This is a genomic window from Marinitoga okinawensis (genome assembly GCF_055387075.1).
This window is the reverse complement of sequence record NZ_AP042422.1, coordinates 1174141-1197192: the sequence shown is the minus strand read 5'-3', so window position 1 is coordinate 1197192 and position 23052 is coordinate 1174141. Positions and strand designations below refer to the sequence as shown.

The window sequence follows — 23052 nt, the reverse complement described above, 5'->3', positions numbered from 1 at the left end:
GAATGGCAACTTTGAGGGAAATTTCTAAAAAAATTGGAATATCTATTGCAACAATTTCAAGAGTAATAAATGGTGCTGAAAATGTTTCAGAAGAAACAAGAAAAAAAGTGCTTAAAGCCTTGCAAGAACATCATTATCAACCCCCTCATGTTGCCAAGAAAAAATTACATTATCTTGTAGGTATTATTGTTCCAAATCTTTTAGGAAACCATTATAATATAATATCTGAAAGTATTGAATTAGAATTGTCTAAGTATGGATATGATAGTTTTGTGACTTCTACTCATATGTTATTAAATAAAGAAATTGAAATTTTAGAACAGTTTTTTTCTAGAAGAGTTGATGGGATAATAGTATGTACCACTAAAAATGATGATAAACATATTGAAAGATTGATTAAATCGGCTATTCCAGTAGTTGCTGTTGATAGGAATGATAGTGAAATAAATGTTGATACTGTAGGTATTGATAATTATCATTCTGCATATATGGCTATGAAGTATTTGTATGATAAAGGACATAGGAATATAATTTTTGTTAGTGGTGAGAGAGAAGTATATTCTGCTAAAGTTAGAGAGAAAGCTGTTATTGATTTTTCTAAAAAATATGAAGTTAATTTGAAAATTTTAGAAGGAGATTTTCAATTTGAGGGTGGATATAGTTCTATAAAAAAATATTTAGAAAAAAACGGGAAGGATTTTTCAGCAATTTTTTTCATAAATGATCAAAGTGCATTAGGTGGAACTAGAGCAATATATGAAGCTGGATATTCAATACCAGATGATATTTCTATAATAGGTTTTGATAATGATAAATATTCTAAGTATTTATATCCTCCGTTAACAACAGTTCATCAGCCTAGAAATGAAATGGGAGAAAATGCAGCAAAATTGCTAGTTGAAAGAATAGAAGGAAAAGGAAGTAAAGTAAAAAGAAAGATTATTTTACCAACAAAAATAATAGAGAGAAATTCTGTAAAAGAGATTAAAAAATGATTCTTGGTGGGAGAATTTAAAAATAGGCGCAGTTCCATAATAAAATTGCTATTTATTATGGATCTGCTGATACTTATATCGGAATAGCATTTACTTATTTAAATGAATTTACAAAGAATAATAATTAAACTGAGAAGAATTCCTTTTTGGAATTCTTCTTTTATTTGAATTTAAAATATAATATGGTATAATAAAATAAATTAGAAAGGAGATGAAAGTATGAATTTAAAAACAAAATTAAATGATGATATGAAAAAATATATGAAAGAAAAAAACACTAAGGCTTTAAATGCTATTAAAATATTAAAGACAGAAATAAAGAAAGCTGAAGTTGAAAAACAAAGAGAGTTGAATGAAGACGAAATTATAGCTTTAATTAGAAAACAAATTAAGATGAGACAAGATTCTATTGAACAATATAAATCGGCAGGGAGAGATGATTTAGTTTCAGAAGAAGAATATGAATTAAATGTTTTAAAAGAATATCTTCCTCCAGAAATGTCTGATGAAGAATTAGAAAAAATAATACAAAATATAATAAGTGAATTAGGAGAAAACGTTAAGTTTGGTCAAGTAATGGGAAAAGCAATGAAAGAATTAAAAGGAAAAGTTGATGGGAATAGAGTAAATTCAATAGTAAAAAGATTGTTAGGATAATATGAAAAAATATAATTTTCTTTTTCTAATCCTAATTTTAATATCTGTGATGATTTTTCCACAGATTTCTTTTAAAAAAGAAAAAATATTATTGAAAAAAGACTCAAATTCTTGGATAATGAATCAAATAATACAAGAATTTGAGTCTAAGTTGTCGTATTCGTATAACGTATTTGCGACTGATAGCAGTACTTCTATAAATGATGAATTAGAAAAATATAATATAAAGATGGAATTAACGGAGGATTCTTCTAAAAATACAATTCGGGTATTAGCGACTTTTGATAGTACTGTATTAGATTTATCAGAAAAAATAAAGAATAATAAAGATTGGATAGATATATTTACAATTAAAGTTTTAGAAAAAATATCTTTCTATAGATTATTTAATAGTAATGATTGGAATGTTTTACAATTAACATATTGGGATGGTATTGATGAATATCCTATTATTTCATCAGACGGGAAAAAGCTTATATTTATTTCTGATAGATACATTGGTAATAGAAATATATGGGGATATGATTTTACAAATAATAAATATATAAATATACCTTTAAACTTTTCTTCAGAATATTTTCCCAATATTACGGAAGATGGGTCATATGTATTTCAAAGTTCACTATATGGAAAATGGGATGTTTTAATTTATAATCCGGATACTCAAGATATAACAAGAATATCAGATGCATCTTATAATGCATATACACCATATTACTTCAATGGAGATATTTATTTTTCAGCAGAAGAAAGAAATGGAAAGAGTTGGACAGAAATTTATAAATATTCTATAAAAGATGATAAATTAGAAAGATTAACTTCTTTAAAAAATACTTTTAAATTTAGGCCTACTATTTATAATAACCATGTGATTTTTCAAATGATAGATTCTAAAACTGGGCAGAATAACATATATATTATAAAAGATGGTCAAATACAACCAATAGTATATTCAAAATTAAATGAAGTTGATCCTTTTGGAACAAAAAAATATATAATATATTCCAAACTAACTGATGGTTATTATAGGATAATTTTATTTGATCCAAAGGAAAATAAAGAAACTCCTCTAACTTTGAATATTTCAGATGATGCATTTTATCCATCTGTATATAACAATATAGTTTTATTTTCTCTTTATTATAAAAATGGGGAACCGGATATTTTTGCTATCCGGTTACCTTAATTCATTTTTTTACTATTTTCTCTAATTCTAGTTTTTCCTCAGATGATAATATTTTTTCTACGTCAATTAAAAAGATCATATCATTATCAACTTTTACAATACCACTAATATAATCAGCTTTAACGCCACCTATAGCGGGTGCCTCTTCAATTTGTTCTTGAAGAATATTCATTACCTCTTTTACTTCATCAACTAGTAATCCATACTTTCTATCTCCCATTTTTACAACTAAAACTTTTGCTTTATATTTGTCTTCAAATGGTTGATAATTAAATTTAATTCTCAAATTTATTATAGGTAATACACCATCTCTAAAATTTACAATACCTTCCACAAAATCTAATGCTTCAGGGATTTTTGTTGCTTTTTGATATTCGATTATTGTATCTACATGATTAATATCAATAGCAAACTTTTCGTCATCAATATTAAAGCTAACAGCTTTCAATTCAATTGCCATACTATCCCTCCTCACTTTTCTTATAATTATATCATATTAAATTTAAAATTAAAATACTGAAGATGCTATTGACAGAAAAATTTTTTATGTTATAATTTTTTTGAAAAAATTTTTAAGGAGAGTGATATATTTTGAATTTAAAAAGCAAATTATTGTTATTATTTATCTCCATTCTAATTATACCTTTCATTATTATAGGTTATTTTTCTTTAAAAATATCAAATAGTGTTTTAGAAAATGAGATGAACTCAAAATTTACTAATATTATAGATTCTAAAAGTTTTGAATTTTCCATTTTAATTAATGATTATAAAAACGCTGTAGAAAACATCGCGAATTTCCAATATTTACCTATAATGCTAAAATCAATGAATTCATACTTTAATGATTTTCAGAACATAAAAAATTTAAAAGATGTTTATGTAAACAAAAATCCAAATCCACCAGAAACTCGATATAAACTCAATAATGTTGATGAAGATAACTTAGAAGCATATGGAGATGATGAATATTCAATTTCTGATTATGATCTTTTGCATAGAAAATATCATCCAAACCTTGTAAAATATGCTTTGGCTCAAAATATTGAAGATATTTATTTAATAAATCCTGATGGTGATATCATATACTCTATGAATAAAGGTGATGAATTTACAGAGAATTTAACTGATGATAATTTAAAAAATACATCTTTAGGAGTTCTATTTGAAAGTTTAAAAAAACAAACTGATGATAAAACGTTTGTGGAATTTTCAAAAATTGAATTATATAAATTTAAAAATAATAAACCTATTCTTTTTATTGGGACACCGTTTATATATAGATATTCTCGATACGGTTATATAATAATAGCTGTGAATTTTGAAAATATTTCTAATTTGATATTAAAAAAAATAAATACAAACAAAAATGTAAATGCATATGTTTTAAATTCGCAGAATATTTTAATTACAAAAATTAAAAAATTAAATCCAGGTCAAAAATTTAATGCTATACCAAAAGAAAATAACAAAATAGAAATATATAAAAATTTTGAAAATATTGAGGTTATTGGTATTTCTTCAGAAATGAACTTAAGCAATGAAAAATTAAAAATAATATTGGAAGAAAATAAAGATATAGCTTTTAGTAAAATTAAAGAATTAAAAAGTACTTTAATTATTGTAATTTTTGCTACTTTAGTAATAGCTATTTTTATAGCTATATTCTTTGCAAATAGTATTGTAAGACCTATAAAACAAATTGAATCTCATGCGATTAAAGTTTCTAATGGAGAGTTAAAAAATGAAATATCTGTTAAAAGAAAAGATGAAATTGGATTAATAGCTAGCACGTTTAAAAATTTACAAAATACAATTAAAAACATTGTTATTTCTTTTAATAATTATTCCAATACGATAAAAAATGTAGAGGAGAAGTTAGATGATTCTGCAAATGAGTTAAATGACATTTCTGCTGAAACGTTCACAGCTTTTGAAGAAATAAAAGAAAATTTAGAAGTTGTTTCTTCTTCTACAGAAGAAACAACAGCAAATATAGAAGAAATAACTTCTAGTGCCGATTTGTTATCAAAATCTGCAGATAATCTTAACACAAAAACAAAAGAAATAGCTATGAATGCGGTTTCCGGAAGAGAAAATATTCAAAAAATGATATCTGATGTATCCAGTATAGAAAATCTAATAGAAAAAAGTAATTCAATGATATTGAGATTATTTGAAAAATCAAAAGCCATAGAAGAAATCGTTGATAATATAACTAGTATTTCAGAACAAACAAATTTATTAGCTTTGAATGCTGCTATTGAAGCAGCAAGAGCTGGTGAAGCTGGGAAAGGTTTTGCTGTTGTTGCTGATGAAATTAGAAAATTAGCTGATGAATCAAATAACTCTGCAGCAAATATTACAGAAAATTTGAATTCTTTAGTTTCCGATGCTAAAATGGCTTTAGATGAAAGTTCAAATATAACAAAAAACGTTACTCAAATTATTACTTCTATAAAAGAGATAGGGGCTCAAATGGAAAATATTTTATCAGAAATCGATAATATTTCCTTAATGGTTGAAGATACATCTAATATTTCGAATCAACAGAAAATATCTACATCTGAAATAACAAATGCAATAGAAGCTATATCTGTTTCAATTCAAAATATTACAGAGAAAGTTGAAAATGTTTCGAAAATGATGAATAAACAAAAATTAAAAATTAACGATTTTGATATTCTTATTGATGAATTAGAAAAAATGACAAAAAGTATGAACGAATTTTCAAATAAATTCGAACTTTAAAAATGATTGCCTCCGATAGCTGATGTGATATATGTTCACAAAATGCTTGAGGAGGTTTTTATTATACTTTTTTGATTTAATGTTAAATCATTTGTAAAAAACATCTTGAATATGATATAATTATATTGGTGATATAATTGAAAAAATTTATAAAAAACATTAAATTAGCTCATATTCTCTTTATTTTATTTTTAATGACATATATAATAACTTATTTATTAAACAATCCATGGATTGAAATTTTTGAGTTGAAAACTTTAGATTTAAGGTATAGAATCAGAGGAGAAAAGAAAATAAATCCTAATGTAATAGTTATTGCTATTGATGAAAATTCTTTGATAAATATGTCTACACAATTTAATGATGAATGGCCATGGAATAGAGAACATTATGCAAGAATGATTGCTAAATTATTCAAATATGGAATTAAGACAATTGGGTTTGATGTATCTTTTACCACTCCTTCAGAAAGCAATTTAATGAATAATGGTAAATCTAGAGACGATGTATTATTATCTGCAATACTTAGAAAATATAATAAAGTAGTATTAGGGACTTATTTAACTGTAGATAAACAAAATTTTTTAGAGTATAATGATACTTTTAAAAATGATTTAGAAAAAAATAAATATTATTTAAAGTATTCGTTTAAACTTAAAAATCCTGAATATCTTTCTTTGTTTTTCCCCTTAACTGCGTATAAAATAATCCCACCAATTCCGGATTTTTCTTCATTAGTACCGGCATCCACTTATGAAATAGGACAATTGGATCCAGATGGGGTGGCTAGGAGTTTGCCATTGATATTTAAAGAAGAATGGGCAAGCGAGAAAGGTTACAGCACAGGATTATTTCCACATATGGATCTTATTTTATATGCTAACTATAAAAATTATAATATTGAAAATTTCATATTTGATCCCAAAACTTATTCTATTGAAATTAATAATGAAAAAATAACAACTGATAAAAACGGGTTTTACTTGCTTAATTTTTATGGAAAAGGAGAAGACATATTTGATACAATATCCTTTTATGATTTAGTTTATACAAATAAATATGATAATTATGATTTCAAAAATAAAGTAGCAATATTAGGTTATTCAGCCACAGCAAAAGGATTATATGATTTGAGAATTACTCCTTTTTCAAACGACGAGCCCGGAGTATATTTGCACGCAACTGCTGTTCAGAATCTAATAAATAAAGATAAAATAGAACGAATCAATTTTTTTTATAGTTCATTAATATTATTTTCTTTACTCCTTTCTTCATTAATATTTTCATCTTTTAAAAAAATATATATAAAACTTTTTTCATTCTCTATACCAACTTTTTATATTTTTGTTTCATATATCCTTTTTAAAAACAATATATGGATTGATACTTTTTATCCTTTGCTTTCAACTTTAATAATTTCTTCAGTTGATACAGCACAATCTGTAATCAAAGAATCTAGAGAAAAGAAAAAAATTAAATCATTTTTCTTTAAATATGTTCCTGATTTTGTTGCTCAAAAATTGTTAGATCAGGGCAAAAATGAATTAGGAGGAGAGAAAAAAGAGGTTGTTTTAATAATGTCAGATATTGTTGGATTCACTGAAAAGTCAGAAAAACTTTCTCCAGAAGAAGTTGTCAGATTTTTAAATTATTATTTATCAGAAATGGCGGATATTATTAGAAATAAATATTATGGAACAATTGATAAGTTTATAGGGGATCTAATAATGGCTATATTTGGTGCTCCAATTGAATTTGGTGATGAGGTTGATAGAGCATTATCTTGTGCATTAGATATGAGAAAAAAGCTAAAAGATATTAATATTGAACTTAAAAATATGGGATTTCAATTTGAGGTAAATGCAGGAATTGGAATGCATTATGGTGAAGTTATTATAGGAAATATAGGTGCTGATTTTAGAATGGATTATACTTGTATTGGCGATACAGTAAATACGACGTCTAGAATCGAACATTTAACCAGGGACTTAAATCAATGGCTAATAGTTACTGAAGAAATAGTTAAAAGATCTAAAAAATATACTTTTGAATATATTGGAGATTTTAAAGTAAAAGGAAAAGAATTACCTTTAAAGTTATACAAAATAAAGGAAGGAGATAAGGATGAGTGATTTACAAAAAATGATTGAAGAAAATATAAAAACTTTAGAAGAAATGGAAATAGAATTTTTTATAAATATTGATAATACTATTTATAAAAATATAAAAACATATTCCTCGCCAATAATTTCTGTAAAATACAAGGGAGAACGTAATGTTATAATAAATTTTTACGATAATATAAATAATATTTATTTATTAAGTTTGGATAAAATTTTAAGAGAATATTGTCATATAGAATACAGTACAAACATTGAAGAAGAGGAAGATATATTTTTTCAATTTTTGTCAAGAATAAAGCCACATATTAAAATTGAAAAAACTATTGAGAATATCAAAAATACTTTATTTAATACTTTTAATCTTAAAGAAGTTGAGTTTTATTTACTTGATAAAAAAACGTTTATTGATTCACATGAATTGAATTTTTCTTTGGTAGATGATAATGTTTCATATTATTGTAATTTTAATACTATGATAATACCTATTTTTTTTGAAGGTAGTAAGTTAGCTTATTTTGAACTAAAAAAAGAAAAAAGTTTTTCTTTATATGACATAGCATTAATAAATAAATTATTTGCTTACATTGAGAAGACTATTGAAAATTCTTTATTAGAAAATAAATTTGAAATTATATTAGATAAATCGTTAAATATAATGACTAGTATATTGGAAACTCGTGTTCCAGGAGCTGAGAAACACTGTGAGAATATATCAACTATAGCGGTAAAAATTGGAGAAAAGCTAAATTTAGATAAAAAAAGTATTCAAAATTTAAAATTTGGCAGTATGATATTTGATATAGGAAAAATTGGAATACCTGAAAAAATTTTATCTAAAAAAGAGGAATTAACAAAAGAAGAGAATGAAATTATTAGAAAACATGTTATATATGGTTATGGTTTGGTATCTAAAGTTCCGACAATACCTGATGATGTGAAAAAAATTGTATTATATCATCATGAAAAATGGAATGGCGAGGGATATCCAGAAGGGTTAAAAGGTAATGAAATACCGATGTTAGCTCAAATTATTGGTTTGTTGGATACATATTTTTCCTTATTAGAAGATAGACCATATAGGAGTAAATTACCTAAATTTAAAGCTACAGAATTAATAGATAGTTATAGTGGTATTTTTTTTAATCCGCTTTTAGTTGATGTGTTAAAAGAGGTGATTTGATGAAGGAAAGTATATTTTTTTATTTTTTGTTATCTCATTTAGTTGGAGATTATGTTCTACAAAATTCTTTTATAGCAAGATATAAAAACTCTAGAATAAAGGTTTTAATATTGCACATATCATTGATATTCCTTTCAATGTTAATTATATTACTTCCATCTTCTCTTAATTTATTTAATTTCTCTATAATAACTTTATTAACTTTTATTCATCTTTTAATTGATACATTAAAATTTAAAAACAGAAATAAGAAAAGCTTTAATTCTCACACTTATTATATTTTAGATCAGGTTATGCATTTTTCATCATTGATATTTGTAAGTTTATTTTATAAAATTGGAACCATTTATTTTCCCATCCAATATACTAAAATTGCGGCTATAGGATTATTTAATGCTTATTTTATTAGTTTGTTATTTTATATGATAGATGGATTTTCAAAACCTTATAAAAGAGATTATCTCGGATATGTTTTTAGATTTTCATTACCTTTTATAAAATATTATAATGACGTTTGGTTTTTAATAATTTCTATATTTTTTGTTTTAGCTTCAATATTAATTTTTCTGAAGAATGAAGAAATAAACGCAAAATCTGAATTAGGGCCATTATCACTCAGTATAATAATTACTTATTTAACCATATGGAGGTGAAACTATGTATAAAAAATGGGGGATAGTTTTATTTTTGATATTTACAGCAAGTATATATTTTGGTAATTTAATGGTTTCAAGTGAAAGTACAACAGTTTTAGCAGGTCAAAGTTTGCCTATAGAAGTAACGACAGATCAGGCTACTTTAAATCATTTATATGTAGATGTTACAAGTGGTGGTTTTGATGATCCGTTGATATTATTTGATGGATTTAACTTGATTGATGGTAAAGCAAATTTAATATTTCTTGCTCCATTAATTCCAGGTGAATCTGATATTCGTTTTTATAATGAAGATAAAAGTGTAGAAAAAACATTAAAAATTAATGTTGTAGAAAAGAAAATGGAATTACCAGAAACTAAACTGGTTATTCTGGAGAAAAGAGGTAACGTATTATACAAATCTCCTGATTCTGATATATGGGATTCATTATCTGAGGATACTATAATAATGGAAAATTCCGAACTTTTAACCTTGAAAGATGGATTTTTATATTTAAAGGAACCAAATCTTAATATTGAAATTAAAGTATCTCATGATACGCAATTATATATTAAGAAATTAAGAGCTTCTGAAAATGGAGATATTGATATTGAATATGAACTAAAAAAGGGTGCAACAGTTAATAAAATAAAAGAAATTTTAGCACCGGGTTCTAAATATCTTGTCGGTTCTGGTTCGGTAGTTGCTGGAGTTAGAGGAACAGAATTTGGATTTGAAAATAACAATGGGAATACACAAATAAGAACTTTTGAGGGAACAGTTTATACTATGGTTAATAATCAATTATTTCCTGTAACTGCTGGAAATATGTTTAATTATAATCCTACTCAACCAAAACCTCAAATAAATGTTTTAGATAAACCTTTAGATGAATATGAAAATGAAATAACTCCAAATAAAGAAGAAACACCTCAGGAAACTCCAAAAGAAGAGCCTAAAGAAGAAAAAAAGCCTGAAGAAACAACTACGACAGAAGCAAAGTCGAATGTAGGGAATATTTCCTTTGGAAAACAAACAAAGGGTAAAGACAGTTATCTTGTATATTCATTTGCTCCTAATTTCGAATTTGGACCATTTGGTATTGGCATAGGTTTTAATGCATATCAAAAAGATATAGATAGCCCGCTTTATTACGGATTACCTACAGATAAAGCATCACCTTCTACGGATATCTTAAGTGCTATAAGTATAAATTATCTTAAATTGGATTTTTCAAGTTTTTATGTTAGATATGGTATTAGTCCAACATATGTAAAGGGTTTAGGATTATTTATGAACAATTATTATGTACCTTATTCTAGAGTATTAGATACAGAATTGCGTTTTGGAAAGTTGAAATTTGGTGCTCATTTACCTTATGAAGTAACCTCATTTGTGCCATTTAATTATCAACAATCATCAAATATATTCTTTGGATATTTGGATGCAAATTTAGGGTTATTTAATACAGAAATAACTGGTGTATTTAATTTAAATGAGAAAAAACCAGCCTCAGAATTTGATAAAGCAATTTTAACAACTATTTATAAAGATATTCTGTTCTTTAGATTGGGAGTTGAAGGGGATTTTGTATTTACTAATGATGGTTCTATGACATATGGAGCATTATTGGGTCCAACTATGAATTTTCCACCTTTTTTCCAATTTATGTTTGGAGTTAATTACTTATCAGATGGATTTAATAATGAATATTTAAATTCTTATTATGAATATAATGCTGCAAATGGTTTCTATATGGATTTAAGTAAAAAATCATCTTTTGGATTGATTGGAAAAGCGATACTATCAGTAGATCCGTATCTACATATTTTATTAAATTATAATAAATTATTTAGCGAAGAAAGGGATAGTTTATTGACAGGTCAAATGACAGTAAATATTCCATCTATTGGTGGGATGCCACAATTAACTGCTGGATTCAGCTATATGCAATATAAATTTTTAGAAGATGCTACGGTTGAAAATATATTCTTAAATGACAATACGAATTTACAAGGATTTATATATTATCCTGTTTTAGAAAATTCTGGAGTAATATATTCTATAAATTATAATATGAAAGAACAGAAATTTGAATATACACTTAACTTTGAAACAAAGGAGTTCTAAAATGTTAGAAATTATTGTTCAAAATTTTGACATATGTGGTATAGAATATAAAGAAGTTCTTTATGGAAATAAAAGTTCTATATTTTATGAAACCAATGAGAATATAAAGATATATTCTAATAAAGAACTTTCTAAAATAGAATTATTAACTATTAAAAATTCATTAGAAAACATATCTCTTGACAACATTAAAAATATTGACTTTGAAAAAAAACATATATTAGAGATATTAGAAATTATAACTGGAAAATTTAAATTAGAAACCATTTTAAAGCTTACAGAAGATGCTTTAAGAACTCTATTAGATTCTGATGGTGCTTCGATATTATTATATAATAAAGATAAAAACGTTTTAAATTTTTATGTAACTTCTGGAGGAGCAAGTGGATATATTGAAACTATAGATGTTCCAATAGATGGTTCAATCGCAGGTGAATGTTTTAAACAAAAGAAAACTATAATCATTAATGATGCAGGTAAAAATCCACTTCATTTTAAACAAACTGATAAAAAATCTAATTATAATACAAAAAATTTAATTGCTACACCACTATTTTTTGATAATGAGCCAATAGGAGTATTAGAAGCTGTTAATAAAAATAAAGGAATATTTACAGAAAAAGATGTGAATATAATAGAATTATTTTCTTCTCTAATTTCAAATAAATTAATGAATTCTAAACTATATAACGAATTAAGTAGTACAATAAAAGGAATTATTCTTGCAGTCGCTACGGCTATTGATATTAGAGATAATTATACACACACTCACTCAAAAAATGTTTCTAATTTAGCCGTTAAAATAGCTAAAAGTATGGGATTTGAAGATTCTTTATTAGAAGAATTAGAAATTTCCGCTCTCCTGCATGATGTTGGAAAAATAGGAATACCTGATGAGATTTTAAATAAACCTTCAAAACTTACAGATGAAGAATATAAAATAATACAATCTCATACTATTATAGGAGCAAAGTTATTATCTGAAATTGATTTTTTATCAAAAAATATACCATTAGGTGCTTTAGAACATCATGAAAAATTAGATGGTTCAGGTTATCCATATCATAAAAAAGATGGTGAAATATCTTTGTTTGGAAAGATATTAGCTGTTGCTGATATATATGACGCATTAACTGCAAAAAGAGTGTATAAAGAACCATGGCCTAAAGAAAGAGTGATAAAACTTTTAAAAGATGATTGTCCAAAAAAATATGACTGTGATATAATAAACGCTCTTGAAAAGTCTATTAATCTATAAAAAGGGGGGTTCCCCCTTTTTATTTTTTCAATAATATGATATAATTTATGTGACCTTATTTTTAGGAGGAGAGTTAATGATTACTTTATATAGAAAATACAGACCATCAACATTTGAGGAATTAATTGGACAGGATCATATAAAAAAATACTTTGAAAAATCTATAGAAAAAAAGGAAATTTCTCATGCATATATATTTTCTGGTCCCAGAGGAACAGGAAAAACTACAACTGCTAGAATTTTAAGTAAAATATTAAATTGTAAGAATCCTAAAGGACATAATCCATGTAATGAATGTGAAAATTGTATTGCAATAAATGCCGGTAACTTTATGGATGTTATTGAATTGGATGCTGCTTCAAACAGAGGAATTGACGAAATAAGAAAAATTAGAGATGCTGCAAATTTTAGACCTGTGTCTGGAAAATATAAAGTTTTTATAATTGATGAATTTCATATGTTAACAAAAGAAGCATTTAATGCTTTACTAAAAACTTTAGAAGAACCTCCTGAACATGTAATTTTTATATTAGCCACAACAAATTTAGAAAAAGTTCCTGAAACTATTATTTCGAGAGCCCAAGTTTTACAATTTAAAAATATTACTGAAAAAGAAATAAAAAAACATATTATATATATTGCTGAAAAAGAAAATAGAAATATTAGTGAAAAAGCAGCTGAAATAATTGCCAGAAAGGCTAAAGGTGGAGCGAGAGATGCTTTGTCTTTATTAGAGCAAGTTTTAAAATTTTCAGATGAAAATATAAGTGATGAAGATGTAATAAAAATATTAGGATTATTTGATGAAAAAATTATTAAAGAATTTTTAGATTCTATTTTAGTAGGGGACACTGAAAAAGTTTTAAATATATCAAATGAAATATTCAATGAAGGAAAAGAAATTGAAGTGTTTTTAGAAGAAACGCTTGAATATATTTTCTCAAATATTATTGAAATATCAGTATCAAAAAAATATGTTTACATAGCAAAAAAAATTTCCGACTTACTTAATGAAATTAAATATTCTGAAAATAAAAAAATTTTATTTGATATAAATATGCTGCTACTTGCTTTTGAAATAGCAAATAAAAATGATGAAAAAACAAAAAACAATGAAATACTCAATATTATTGAATATGAAGAAGAAAATACTCAAAAAAGTGAATCATTAACTTCTAAAATATTGGATATATTATTAAACAAAAAAGAAAAAATGGATTTAGGTTTGTATTTCTCTTTAAAAAAAGCCGATATTACCGAAAAAGATGATTTGATAAAGATAGAATATAAAAAAGATGATTTATTAGAATATCAATTAGCAAAATCAAAAGCTACAGTTTTGGAATTGTTATATTCTAATATTACAAATCACCTTGTAAAAATTGACATAATATATGAAGACTCTGAAAATGTGGAAACAAGAAAAAATAATATTTTAAAACTTTTTTAGATGAGGTGACTTTATGCATCAAAAACTTATTAGTGCTTGTATAATGGCCAAAAATGAAGAGCAAAATATTGAAAGATGTTTAAGTAGTATAAAAGATTTTTGTGATGAAATTATTTTTGTAGATACAGGTTCTACTGATAATACAGTTAAAATTGCAGAAAAATATACAGATAAAATTTATTTCTTTCCATGGAATGGTAATTTTTCTGATGCGAGAAATGAAACATTGAAATATGCAACTTCTGAATGGGTTTTTATTGTAGATGCGGATGAAGAGGCTTCAGATAATCTTAAAAATAATATTCGTGATTTTTTAAAATCTTTAGATAAAGATATTGTTGGCGTATATATTCCTACAGTTAATTATCTTGATTTTGAAAAGAAAAATAGTGAAATTGCTAGTACTGCGAGATTTTTCAGAAATGGAAAGGTTAAATATGAAAATATTGTACATAATCAACCTATATATAAAGGAAAAACTGTAAAAGTTGACTATGAGCTATATCATTATGGTTATATTTGGACTAGATTAAGAAGAAAACAAAAAACCGAGAGGACATTAACTTTAATAGAAAAATATTTAAAAGATCATCCTGAAGATGAATATTATTTAATCCAATATATGAAAACTTTATCTATAGCTCAAAAAAATATTGAAAAAATGAAAATAGGATTTAAAGTGGCTCAAAAAGTTTTAAGAGATGTAAAAAAGAAGGATTATAAGCCTATCCCAATGACTGTTGAATTTATGTTTTTATGGGGAATAGAGTTAATGAATAAAGGTTATTGGGATGATGCTGAGAAATGGTTTAAAATCGGGTCCAAATGGAATTTAGATTCTTATTATGGACTTATGAATGTATATTTTAATAAAAGAGATTGGGAAAACTTGAAATTATCTTCTCTTGACTTTTTAAAATATCTTGATGTATTTGAAAATAGAAGAAGCGAAATTACGTGGTCAGTTCAATCTATTTTTAAAAAAAATGAAGGATTAGCATTCTTGACTATGGCTAAAATTAAAACATATGATTATAAGAATTTAGAAAAAATATTGAATGAATTTAATCATACGAAAAATAATGAAAAGATAATTGTTTTATATAATTTTATGTTGGATGAATTTTCAAAAGAACAAGATTACAAAAAAAAGGAAAAATTAATTAAATATATAAAAGTACTTCATAATAATATAAAAAATAATGAAACTTATTATAATAATCAAACTATTGAAGAGATTAACAAATTTGATTTGATTTTTAAAAATCTTGATGATAAAAATCCATATACTTTCTTAGAGTATTTTATTGAGCGTTTGAAAAATGAAAAAAATATAATAGGTGTATTACTTACTTTTATTGACAATTTATTTAATGATAATTTAGATAATTTATTAGAACTTCTTTTAAAAATTAGAAGAATTAGAAAAGATCTAAGTAGTGATAAAGAAAAAGCTGTAATAGAAATGTTAATTGGCGATGTATTAACAAAAACAGGACGTTTTAATGAAGCAAAAAATAAATATAAAAAAGCAGTATCTTTAGAAAAGTCATTGGCAAAATTTGTACAAGTATTAATAGAAGATATTTTAACTCATATGGATCCCAAAGAACTTATTCCAGCATATGTTGAATTAAAAGAAGAAATGAGTAGAAAAAATGAATTATTTTTTGATATAAATCTTTTCAATCATAAAGAACTTTCTTTATTTGATTTTTATTTTGGTAATATTTTCCCTGAAATAAGGTTCTCATATGCTCTTAAAATAAAAAATGACAATAAAGAATTGTATGAAGATTTATTAAATAACGTTCTTGAAAGTTCTTCCAATAATAATTTTAAAGGATTTATAAGTTTGAGATTATATGATTATTATAAGGAAAACAAGGATTATAATAAAGCGGTAAAATCTCTTAGAAAATCCCTTGAATTTAATCCAATTATTTCTGATTTAGTTGGTGGAAGATATAACTATACAGGATTTTATTTTAACGAAGATATTTCAAATAAAAACGATAATATTGCTAATGTTTTGAATATTGGTAGTGTAATATCTATATTACCAATCATCGATCCTGTAAAAGTTTGGTATGAATCTAGTTTGACTGGTTTAAATTATGTTTCTCCTATACCTAGCTTAAATGCATTAAAAAGTATGGACAGGTTTTTAAAAAATTATACAAAATATTTTAATTCTATATATCCTGATCCTCTTACGTCAAATAAATTAGTTTATATATTAACAAAATTTAAATCAGATAATATGTTAGAAATAAATAATAAAACACCTATTTTTAGCAAAGAACACATATCTATATCTAATTTAGAATATATTGAAGAAGGACCTTTTAATAGAATCTTCGAAACAATAATATTCTTTAATCCGGAATATTCAAGAAATTTATTAAAAGATATTGAATATTTAGAATCAATATCTGAAGATTTGATTGTTATATTTAACCTAAATAAAGATATTTTCACTAAAGATCCTAGAAGTTTTTGGTATTTAGATCCAAAAAATATTGAAAAATTCATTAATTTTAAAAAAACTTATCATCATGAATTTATTAATGATAGTTTTCTTTTGGTTCAATATAAAAAATAATATAGAATGTCCAAAAAGTTAAAATATAAAATAAATTTATGGAGGTGGATATATGTCTTTAAAAAACCCTATATTAAAAGAAGCAAAAGCAAAAATGGATAAAACAGTTAAACATTTGGAAGATGAATATAAAAAATTAAGAACAGGAAGACCGTCACCTGCAATGTTTGAAGAGATTATGGTTGATTATTACGGCACACCTACTCCTATAAATCAAACTTCGGCTTTATCCGTTGGAGAAGATAGAACTGTTGTTATCACACCTTGGGATAAAAGTTTATGTTCAAAAATAGAAAAGGCAATTAATGCTGAAAATTTGGGTATGATGGCTTCTACTGATGGAATTGTTGTTAGAGTAAAATTTCCAAATCCCACAGTTGAAGATAGGAAAAAATGGGTAAAACACGCAAAAGAACTTGCTGAAGAATTTAAAGTCGCTTTAAGAAATATTAGACGTGAAGATATGAAAGCAGTAAAGGAAAAACAAAAAAACGGTGAAATTCCTGAAGATGATGCTAAAAAATTAGAGGAAGAAATACAAAAAATACTAAAAGAACATGAGAACAAAATAGATGAAGTATTTCATAAAAAAGAAAAGGAGATAATGGAGTCTTGAAAATACCAAAACATGTTGGAATAATAATGGATGGAAATGGAAGATGGGCCAAGCAACGTGGTTTAAAAAGAACCATGGGGCATGAAAAAGGTGCAAAGGTTGCTGAAGATGTGATACAATGGGCTTCAGATATGGGTATAAGGTATTTAACCTTATACTCTTTTTCTACTGAAAATTGGAAGAGACCAAAAGAAGAAGTCTCGTTCCTTTTTTCGCTTATGGTAAGATATCTTGAATCAAGATTAAACAAAATTATAAAAGAAAATGTAAGAGTTAGATTTACTGGGCGAATAGAGGAATTGCCTCAAGAAGTGTTTGAAGTATGTAAGCGTATAGAAGAGAAAAGTAGAAATAATTCTAAAATAGATGTAATATTAGCAGTTAATTATGGTGGAAGGCGAGAAATAGTAGATGCTGTAAACAATTTATTAAAAGAAAAAAAGAATAATATAACTATAGAAGATATATCAAATAATCTTTATTTGCCAGATGTTCCAGATCCTGAGTTAGTAATTAGGACTTCTGGAGAAGTCAGAATAAGTAATTTTCTCTTATGGCAAATTGCATATTCTGAATTATACTTTACTAATACATTATGGCCGGATTTCACAAAAGAGGATTTAATTAGAGCTCTAGAGGATTATTCGACCAGAGATAGAAGATTTGGAAGTATTTCCTCAGATGAAGGAAGTGGAAAAAGTGCCCATAAATAAGAAAAATTTATTAATTAGAACATTATCAGGTATAATATTAGGACCTGCGGTTGTTTTTTCTTTTTTTCTATTCCAACTACCATAGGTCTTGTTACATCAATTGTTTTAATAACTTCATTAGAGTTTTTTGATATGACTTTGAAAGAGTATAAATATGAATTCAGAGTTTTTCTTTCAATTTCTATTTCGGTAACTAGCAGTATATATGGTTTTGCTTTAAGGGCTTTTTATTCTGGATTGTCTATTTTTGCACCTATTACAGTTTATATTATATCTATTATATTAATTGCTGGTTTTAGTTTGTTATACCTCAAAAACACATCAAAATATAAAATAGCTATTGAAAGCTATGTATATGCCTTAATAGCTATCTCATTATTTTTATCATATTTTTACCACATTGTTTTAAATTATGGAGCAACAACAGCTGTATTAGTATTAACAAGTGTTTGGGTATATGATGCTGGAGCCTTTTTTGTTGGTTTGAATTTTGGAAAACATAAGCTTTCTCCTCATTACTCGCCTAAAAAAAGTATTGAAGGTTTAATTGGAGGCATGATATTTACTTATTTTTATATTTTGTTATATGAATATGTTAGATCAATATATAATTTGAATTTAATTAATCCTATACAAGCAGTATTTTTTGCTATATTAATCGGACTAACTGATACAATAGGAGATTTAACGGAATCTTCTTTTAAAAGAACTTATAATTTAAAAGATTCTGGTGAAATTTTGCCAGGTCATGGTGGAATGTATGATAGAATTGATGGATTATTATACTTAACACCTTCTTTTTATTTTTTATTGAAAATTTTTGGAATATAACGGAGGGATAAAATGAATTCTAAAGAAATTAGAAAATCTTTTTTAAATTATTTTGAAAAAAATGGGCATAAGATAATGAAAAGCTTTCCACTAATTCCAAGTGATCCTCAATTATTGTTTACAGTTGCTGGAATGGTTCCATTTAAACCTATTTTTTGGGGGAAAGTTGAACCAACTTATACAAGAATAGCAACATGCCAAAAATGTATAAGAACAAATGATATAGAAAATGTTGGTAGAACTGCAAGACATCAAACATTTTTTGAAATGCTTGGGAATTTTTCTTTTGGAGATTATTTTAAAGAGGGAGCTATTAAATTCGCTTGGGAATTTTTAACAGAAGTATTAAAGCTTTCTCCTGAAAAATTATGGGTATCAGTTTATTTTGATGATGATGAAGCATATGATATTTGGAAAAATATAATAGGTTTTCCAGAAGAAAAAATTGTAAGAATGGGGAAAGAGGATAATTGGTGGGGACCTGTTGGGCCTTCTGGACCTTGTGGTCCTTGTTCAGAAATATATTATGATACTGGAAGAGTTGATTTATGTCCTAATCCAGATAAATGTACACCTGAGGATGATTGTGGGAGATATGTGGAAATTTGGAATTTAGTATTTACAGAATATTATCAAGATGAGAACGGTAATCTCTCCCCATTACCAAGAAAAAATATTGATACGGGAGCTGGTTTAGAAAGGGTTACTGCTGCTGTTCAAGGGTTTTATGATAATTTTGAAACAGATTTATTTACTCCTATTATAAATAAAATCGAAGAAATTTTTAATGTAAAGTTTAGAGAAAATAATAAAACTGATGTATCTATTAAAGTAATTGCTGATCATTCTAGGGCTGTGGCTTTTCTTGTTTCAGAAGGGATTTTACCATCAAATGAAGGAAGAGGCTATGTTTTAAGGAGGATATTAAGAAGAGCCTTGAGACATGGAGCACTTTTAGGGAAAAAAGGACCTTTCATGAATGAGGTTATTGATGTTGTATTAAAGAATTATGGAGATATATATCCTGAAATTAGTGAAAAGAGTGAATTTATAAAAAATATTGTTAAAGCAGAAGAAAAAAGATTTCTTGAAACATTAGATAAGGGTATGGAAAAATTAATAGATTATATAAAATCTTCTGGTGACAATATAATAGATGGTGAATTTGCTTTTGAATTATATGATACATATGGTTTTCCTTTGGATATAACAAAAGAAGTTGCAGAAGAATATAAATTTACTGTAGATGAAAAAAGATTTAATGAATTTATGGAATTGCAGAGAAAAAGAGCACGTGAAGCCGCAGGAGAAAAAGAATATGCTAAAATGAATCCCGCTTTTAAATATATAGGTGATGAATTAAAAACTACTATTTTTACAGGTTATACTAAAAATAAAGATGAAAGTGAAATTCTATATATAGTAAAAGAAGATAAAATATTAGATAGTGCGAAAGAAAATGAAAAAGTTATTTTAATTACAAAAAATACGCCTTTTTATGCTGAAAAAGGTGGTCAAATTGGTGATATTGGTATAATAGAAAATGATAAATTTAAATTTAAAGTAGAAAATACGAAAATCATAAATAATGAAGTAATTGGGCATTTTGGGAAAATAATAAAAGGTAGAGTAAACACAGGTGATAAAGTTAAATTAATAATAGATAATGATAGGAGAAAAGCTATAAAAAGAAATCATACAGCTACTCATCTTTTGCATAAAGCATTAAGAGAAATTTTAGGAGAACATGTTAAACAAGCTGGTTCTTTAGTTACTGATGAAAAATTAAGATTTGATTTTACACATTATGAAGGTATTACAAAAGATAAAATTGAAAAAATTGAAAAACTTGTGAATGAAAAGATTTTAGATAATATTAAGGTAATTACTGAAGTTAAAACGTTAGAAGAAGCTAAAAATGAAAATGCTATGGCATTATTTGAAGAAAAATATGGGAATGAAGTTAGAGTGGTTAAAGTTGGAGATTTTAGTGCAGAACTTTGTGGTGGAACACATGTATCATATACAGGAGAAATTGGTTTATTCAAAATTATTTCTGAGAATGCTGTTTCAGCTGGGGTTAGAAGAATTGAAGCAATTACTGGTATTAAATCCTTAGAATATTTAAATCGTCTTGAAAATGAAATAAGTAATATTTCTAAAACATTGGAAGTTACAGAAGAAAATATAATTCCTAAGATAAATTTTATGTCTGAAAAAATTAAAGAACTTGAAAAAGAGATTAAAAAATTACAGGAAAAAATGACTTCGAGGTTAATAGATTTATCTGAAGTAAAAGAATTTGATAATGTAAAGGTTTTTGTAAAGGTTTTTGAGAATGTTGATCAAAATGTTTTAAGAAATATCACGGATATTGTAGAAAATAAGTTAAAAAGTGGATTAATTATTTTATTCAATAAAAATGATAAAAAAGTAAACTTTATTGTTAAAGTTACTAAAGATTTGGTTGGGCAATATCATGCTGGAAATATTGCAAAAAAAATTGCTAAAGAATTAGGAGGAGGTGGTGGTGGAAGACCTGATTTTGCACAAGCCGGGGGGAAAGATTCATCAAAAATAAGTAAGGTTATAAATCAATTGCAAACTATCATAAGGGGATGATTTTACGGAACGTTCTATTGCGCTTATTATTTTCTTATTTGCTTATACTTTATTAATAACTGAAAAAGTAAATAGAACGATTGTTGCCATACTTGGTGCTACTGTAATGATGATTTTAGGTATTTTTGAAAATCATATTGAAGCGATTAAAAATTATGTAGATGTTAACACTATTTACTTGTTAATGGGCATGATGATCTTTGTTTCTGTTATAAGAAAAAAGGGATTATTCGAATATCTTGGAATTGTAACACTTAAAGCTTTTAGAAAAAATGGTTATGTTCTATATTTTGGATTAACCTTTATTGTTGCTTTAATGTCAGCAATAATAGATAATGTTACAACTGTTCTTGTATTTATACCAATTACTTTTGCTATTACAGATTCGTTAGGTGTTGATCCATTGCCTTTTATTTTTGGTGAAATTATGGCATCAAATATTGGAGGTACTGCAACTATAATTGGTGATCCTCCGAATATTATGATTGCCAGTGCAGCAGGATTAAATTTTACAGAGTTTTTTCTTACAATAGGACCTGTAACATTTTTAAATGTTTTTATAATGCAATTAATTACAATGTTTTTTTTCAGAAAAAAGCTTGGTTTTAAAATAGATCAAGATAAGATTTCATCTTTTGATCCAAAATCTGCTATTAAAAGTAAAATTGGTTTTTATATTTCTTGGGCGTTACTTATTTTAACATTAATGCTATTTATTTTCCAACATCAATTAGGAATGGAAAGCTCTACAATAGCACTATTTATAGGATTTTTAGCTTTATTAATTTTAGATAGAAATGAAGTAGAAGATATTTTAAAGGAAGTAGAATGGGGAACAATATTATTTTTCTTTGGATTATTTATTATGACTGGTGGTCTTGTGGAAACTGGAATTCTTAAGGACTTTACTTACGTGTTAGTTGATATTGCTGGTAAATCTATGAGAAGTTTTGCAATGATGTTAATTGGAGTTTCTGGGATAATTTCTGGATTTGTAGATAATATACCTTTTACAGCCACTTTAATTCCAGTTATAAAAAATTTGCAACATGTTAATCCAGAAACATTTTCTAATTTAAAACCATTATGGTATTCATTATCATTAGGTGCATGTCTGGGAGGTAATTTTACACCAATTGGTGCTTCTGCAAATATTATTTCATTAGCAATGTTAAAACAATTTAAAAATGAAGAAATTAAGTTTATAGACTTTTTGAAATTTTCTGTTTTAATTGTTGCAGTAAATCTTATTTTTTCTGCTATCTATATAGAATTAACTTTAATTTAAGGAGGTTTTTT

At 25.7% G+C, this 23052-nt stretch carries 17 protein-coding genes; 16 read left to right on the top strand and 1 reads right to left on the bottom strand.

Annotated elements, in window-relative coordinates; translation table 11 throughout:
* Positions 1 to 2 precede the first annotated feature (2 nt).
* The 3 genes from ACZ5CK_RS05930 to ACZ5CK_RS05920 all read left to right on the top strand — a co-directional run bounded on the left by ACZ5CK_RS05930 (position 3) and on the right by ACZ5CK_RS05920 (position 2838).
* A complete protein-coding gene (locus ACZ5CK_RS05930; RefSeq protein ID WP_464580916.1) occupies positions 3 to 995 on the top strand; it encodes a LacI family DNA-binding transcriptional regulator in 993 nt (330 codons plus the stop codon).
* Between the two features lie 219 nt (positions 996 to 1214).
* Positions 1215 to 1652: a GatB/YqeY domain-containing protein gene (locus tag ACZ5CK_RS05925; RefSeq protein WP_464580915.1), complete on the top strand. Its 438-nt coding sequence runs from the start codon at positions 1215 to 1217 to the stop codon at positions 1650 to 1652.
* 1 nt (position 1653) lies between these two features.
* Positions 1654 to 2838, top strand: a complete 1185-nt coding sequence (locus tag ACZ5CK_RS05920) for a TolB family protein (protein ID WP_464580914.1) — start codon at positions 1654 to 1656, stop codon at positions 2836 to 2838.
* 1 nt (position 2839) lies between these two features.
* Here ACZ5CK_RS05920 and ACZ5CK_RS05915 read toward each other — a convergent pair whose 3' ends face one another.
* A complete protein-coding gene (locus ACZ5CK_RS05915) occupies positions 2840 to 3298 on the bottom strand; it encodes a chemotaxis protein CheW (RefSeq protein ID WP_464580913.1) in 459 nt (152 codons plus the stop codon).
* A gap of 131 nt (positions 3299 to 3429) precedes the next feature.
* Here ACZ5CK_RS05915 and ACZ5CK_RS05910 point away from each other — a divergent pair, with 131 nt between their 5' ends.
* The 13 genes from ACZ5CK_RS05910 to ACZ5CK_RS05850 all read left to right on the top strand — a co-directional run bounded on the left by ACZ5CK_RS05910 (position 3430) and on the right by ACZ5CK_RS05850 (position 23041).
* On the top strand, positions 3430 to 5589 hold the full coding sequence (locus tag ACZ5CK_RS05910) for a methyl-accepting chemotaxis protein (RefSeq protein ID WP_464580912.1): 2160 nt from the start codon (positions 3430 to 3432) through the stop codon (positions 5587 to 5589).
* 137 nt (positions 5590 to 5726) lie between these two features.
* Positions 5727 to 7721 carry a CHASE2 domain-containing protein gene (locus tag ACZ5CK_RS05905; protein WP_464580911.1) on the top strand — a complete coding sequence of 665 codons (1995 nt, stop codon included), beginning with the start codon at positions 5727 to 5729 and terminating at the stop codon, positions 7719 to 7721.
* Positions 7714 to 8892 carry an HD-GYP domain-containing protein gene (locus ACZ5CK_RS05900; protein WP_464580910.1) on the top strand — a complete coding sequence of 393 codons (1179 nt, stop codon included), beginning with the start codon at positions 7714 to 7716 and terminating at the stop codon, positions 8890 to 8892. The genes ACZ5CK_RS05905 and ACZ5CK_RS05900 overlap by 8 nt, the downstream gene beginning before the upstream one ends.
* The gene (locus tag ACZ5CK_RS05895) at positions 8892 to 9545 is read left to right on the top strand and encodes a DUF3307 domain-containing protein (RefSeq protein WP_464580909.1); all 654 of its coding nucleotides are present in this window, start codon (positions 8892 to 8894) and stop codon (positions 9543 to 9545) included. Before ACZ5CK_RS05900 ends, ACZ5CK_RS05895 begins: the two co-directional genes overlap by 1 nt.
* 4 nt (positions 9546 to 9549) lie before the next feature.
* Positions 9550 to 11658 carry a FecR family protein gene (locus ACZ5CK_RS05890; protein ID WP_464580908.1) on the top strand — a complete coding sequence of 703 codons (2109 nt, stop codon included), beginning with the start codon at positions 9550 to 9552 and terminating at the stop codon, positions 11656 to 11658.
* A gap of 1 nt (position 11659) precedes the next feature.
* Positions 11660 to 12916 (top strand): HD domain-containing phosphohydrolase, encoded by a 1257-nt coding sequence (locus ACZ5CK_RS05885; protein WP_464580907.1) that lies wholly within the window; start codon positions 11660 to 11662, stop codon positions 12914 to 12916.
* Positions 12917 to 12992: 76 nt separating this feature from the next.
* Entirely contained in the window at positions 12993 to 14366 is a 1374-nt protein-coding gene (gene dnaX / locus ACZ5CK_RS05880) for a DNA polymerase III subunit gamma/tau (protein WP_464580906.1), read from the top strand.
* A gap of 13 nt (positions 14367 to 14379) precedes the next feature.
* The gene (locus ACZ5CK_RS05875; RefSeq protein ID WP_464580905.1) at positions 14380 to 16971 is read left to right on the top strand and encodes a glycosyltransferase family 2 protein; all 2592 of its coding nucleotides are present in this window, start codon (positions 14380 to 14382) and stop codon (positions 16969 to 16971) included.
* A gap of 52 nt (positions 16972 to 17023) precedes the next feature.
* Entirely contained in the window at positions 17024 to 17587 is a 564-nt protein-coding gene (gene frr / locus ACZ5CK_RS05870; protein WP_464580904.1) for a ribosome recycling factor, read from the top strand.
* Positions 17584 to 18300: an isoprenyl transferase gene (locus ACZ5CK_RS05865; RefSeq protein ID WP_464580903.1), complete on the top strand. Its 717-nt coding sequence runs from the start codon at positions 17584 to 17586 to the stop codon at positions 18298 to 18300. Before frr ends, ACZ5CK_RS05865 begins: the two co-directional genes overlap by 4 nt.
* A gap of 21 nt (positions 18301 to 18321) precedes the next feature.
* The gene (locus ACZ5CK_RS05860; RefSeq protein ID WP_464582963.1) at positions 18322 to 19131 is read left to right on the top strand and encodes a phosphatidate cytidylyltransferase; all 810 of its coding nucleotides are present in this window, start codon (positions 18322 to 18324) and stop codon (positions 19129 to 19131) included.
* 12 nt (positions 19132 to 19143) lie between these two features.
* Complete coding sequence (alaS, locus tag ACZ5CK_RS05855) at positions 19144 to 21753, top strand: alanine--tRNA ligase (RefSeq protein ID WP_464580902.1); 2610 nt, start codon at positions 19144 to 19146, stop codon at positions 21751 to 21753.
* A gap of 16 nt (positions 21754 to 21769) precedes the next feature.
* On the top strand, positions 21770 to 23041 hold the full coding sequence (locus ACZ5CK_RS05850; protein WP_464582962.1) for an ArsB/NhaD family transporter: 1272 nt from the start codon (positions 21770 to 21772) through the stop codon (positions 23039 to 23041).
* The last annotated feature ends 11 nt before the right edge of the window (positions 23042 to 23052 follow it).

Excerpts from the sequence above, each read along its gene's own strand:
- ACZ5CK_RS05930 (WP_464580916.1), top strand. The coding sequence starts at position 3 with ATGGCAACTTTGAGGGAAATTTCTAAAAAAATTGGAATATCTATTGCA.
- ACZ5CK_RS05925 (WP_464580915.1), top strand. The coding sequence starts at position 1,215 with ATGAATTTAAAAACAAAATTAAATGATGATATGAAAAAATATATGAAA.
- ACZ5CK_RS05920 (WP_464580914.1), top strand. The coding sequence starts at position 1,654 with ATGAAAAAATATAATTTTCTTTTTCTAATCCTAATTTTAATATCTGTG.
- ACZ5CK_RS05915 (WP_464580913.1), bottom strand. The coding sequence starts at position 3,298 with ATGGCAATTGAATTGAAAGCTGTTAGCTTTAATATTGATGACGAAAAG.
- ACZ5CK_RS05900 (WP_464580910.1), top strand. The coding sequence starts at position 7,714 with ATGAGTGATTTACAAAAAATGATTGAAGAAAATATAAAAACTTTAGAA.
- ACZ5CK_RS05895 (WP_464580909.1), top strand. The coding sequence starts at position 8,892 with ATGAAGGAAAGTATATTTTTTTATTTTTTGTTATCTCATTTAGTTGGA.
- ACZ5CK_RS05890 (WP_464580908.1), top strand. The coding sequence starts at position 9,550 with ATGTATAAAAAATGGGGGATAGTTTTATTTTTGATATTTACAGCAAGT.
- ACZ5CK_RS05885 (WP_464580907.1), top strand. The coding sequence starts at position 11,660 with ATGTTAGAAATTATTGTTCAAAATTTTGACATATGTGGTATAGAATAT.
- dnaX (WP_464580906.1), top strand. The coding sequence starts at position 12,993 with ATGATTACTTTATATAGAAAATACAGACCATCAACATTTGAGGAATTA.
- ACZ5CK_RS05875 (WP_464580905.1), top strand. The coding sequence starts at position 14,380 with ATGCATCAAAAACTTATTAGTGCTTGTATAATGGCCAAAAATGAAGAG.
- frr (WP_464580904.1), top strand. The coding sequence starts at position 17,024 with ATGTCTTTAAAAAACCCTATATTAAAAGAAGCAAAAGCAAAAATGGAT.
- alaS (WP_464580902.1), top strand. The coding sequence starts at position 19,144 with ATGAATTCTAAAGAAATTAGAAAATCTTTTTTAAATTATTTTGAAAAA.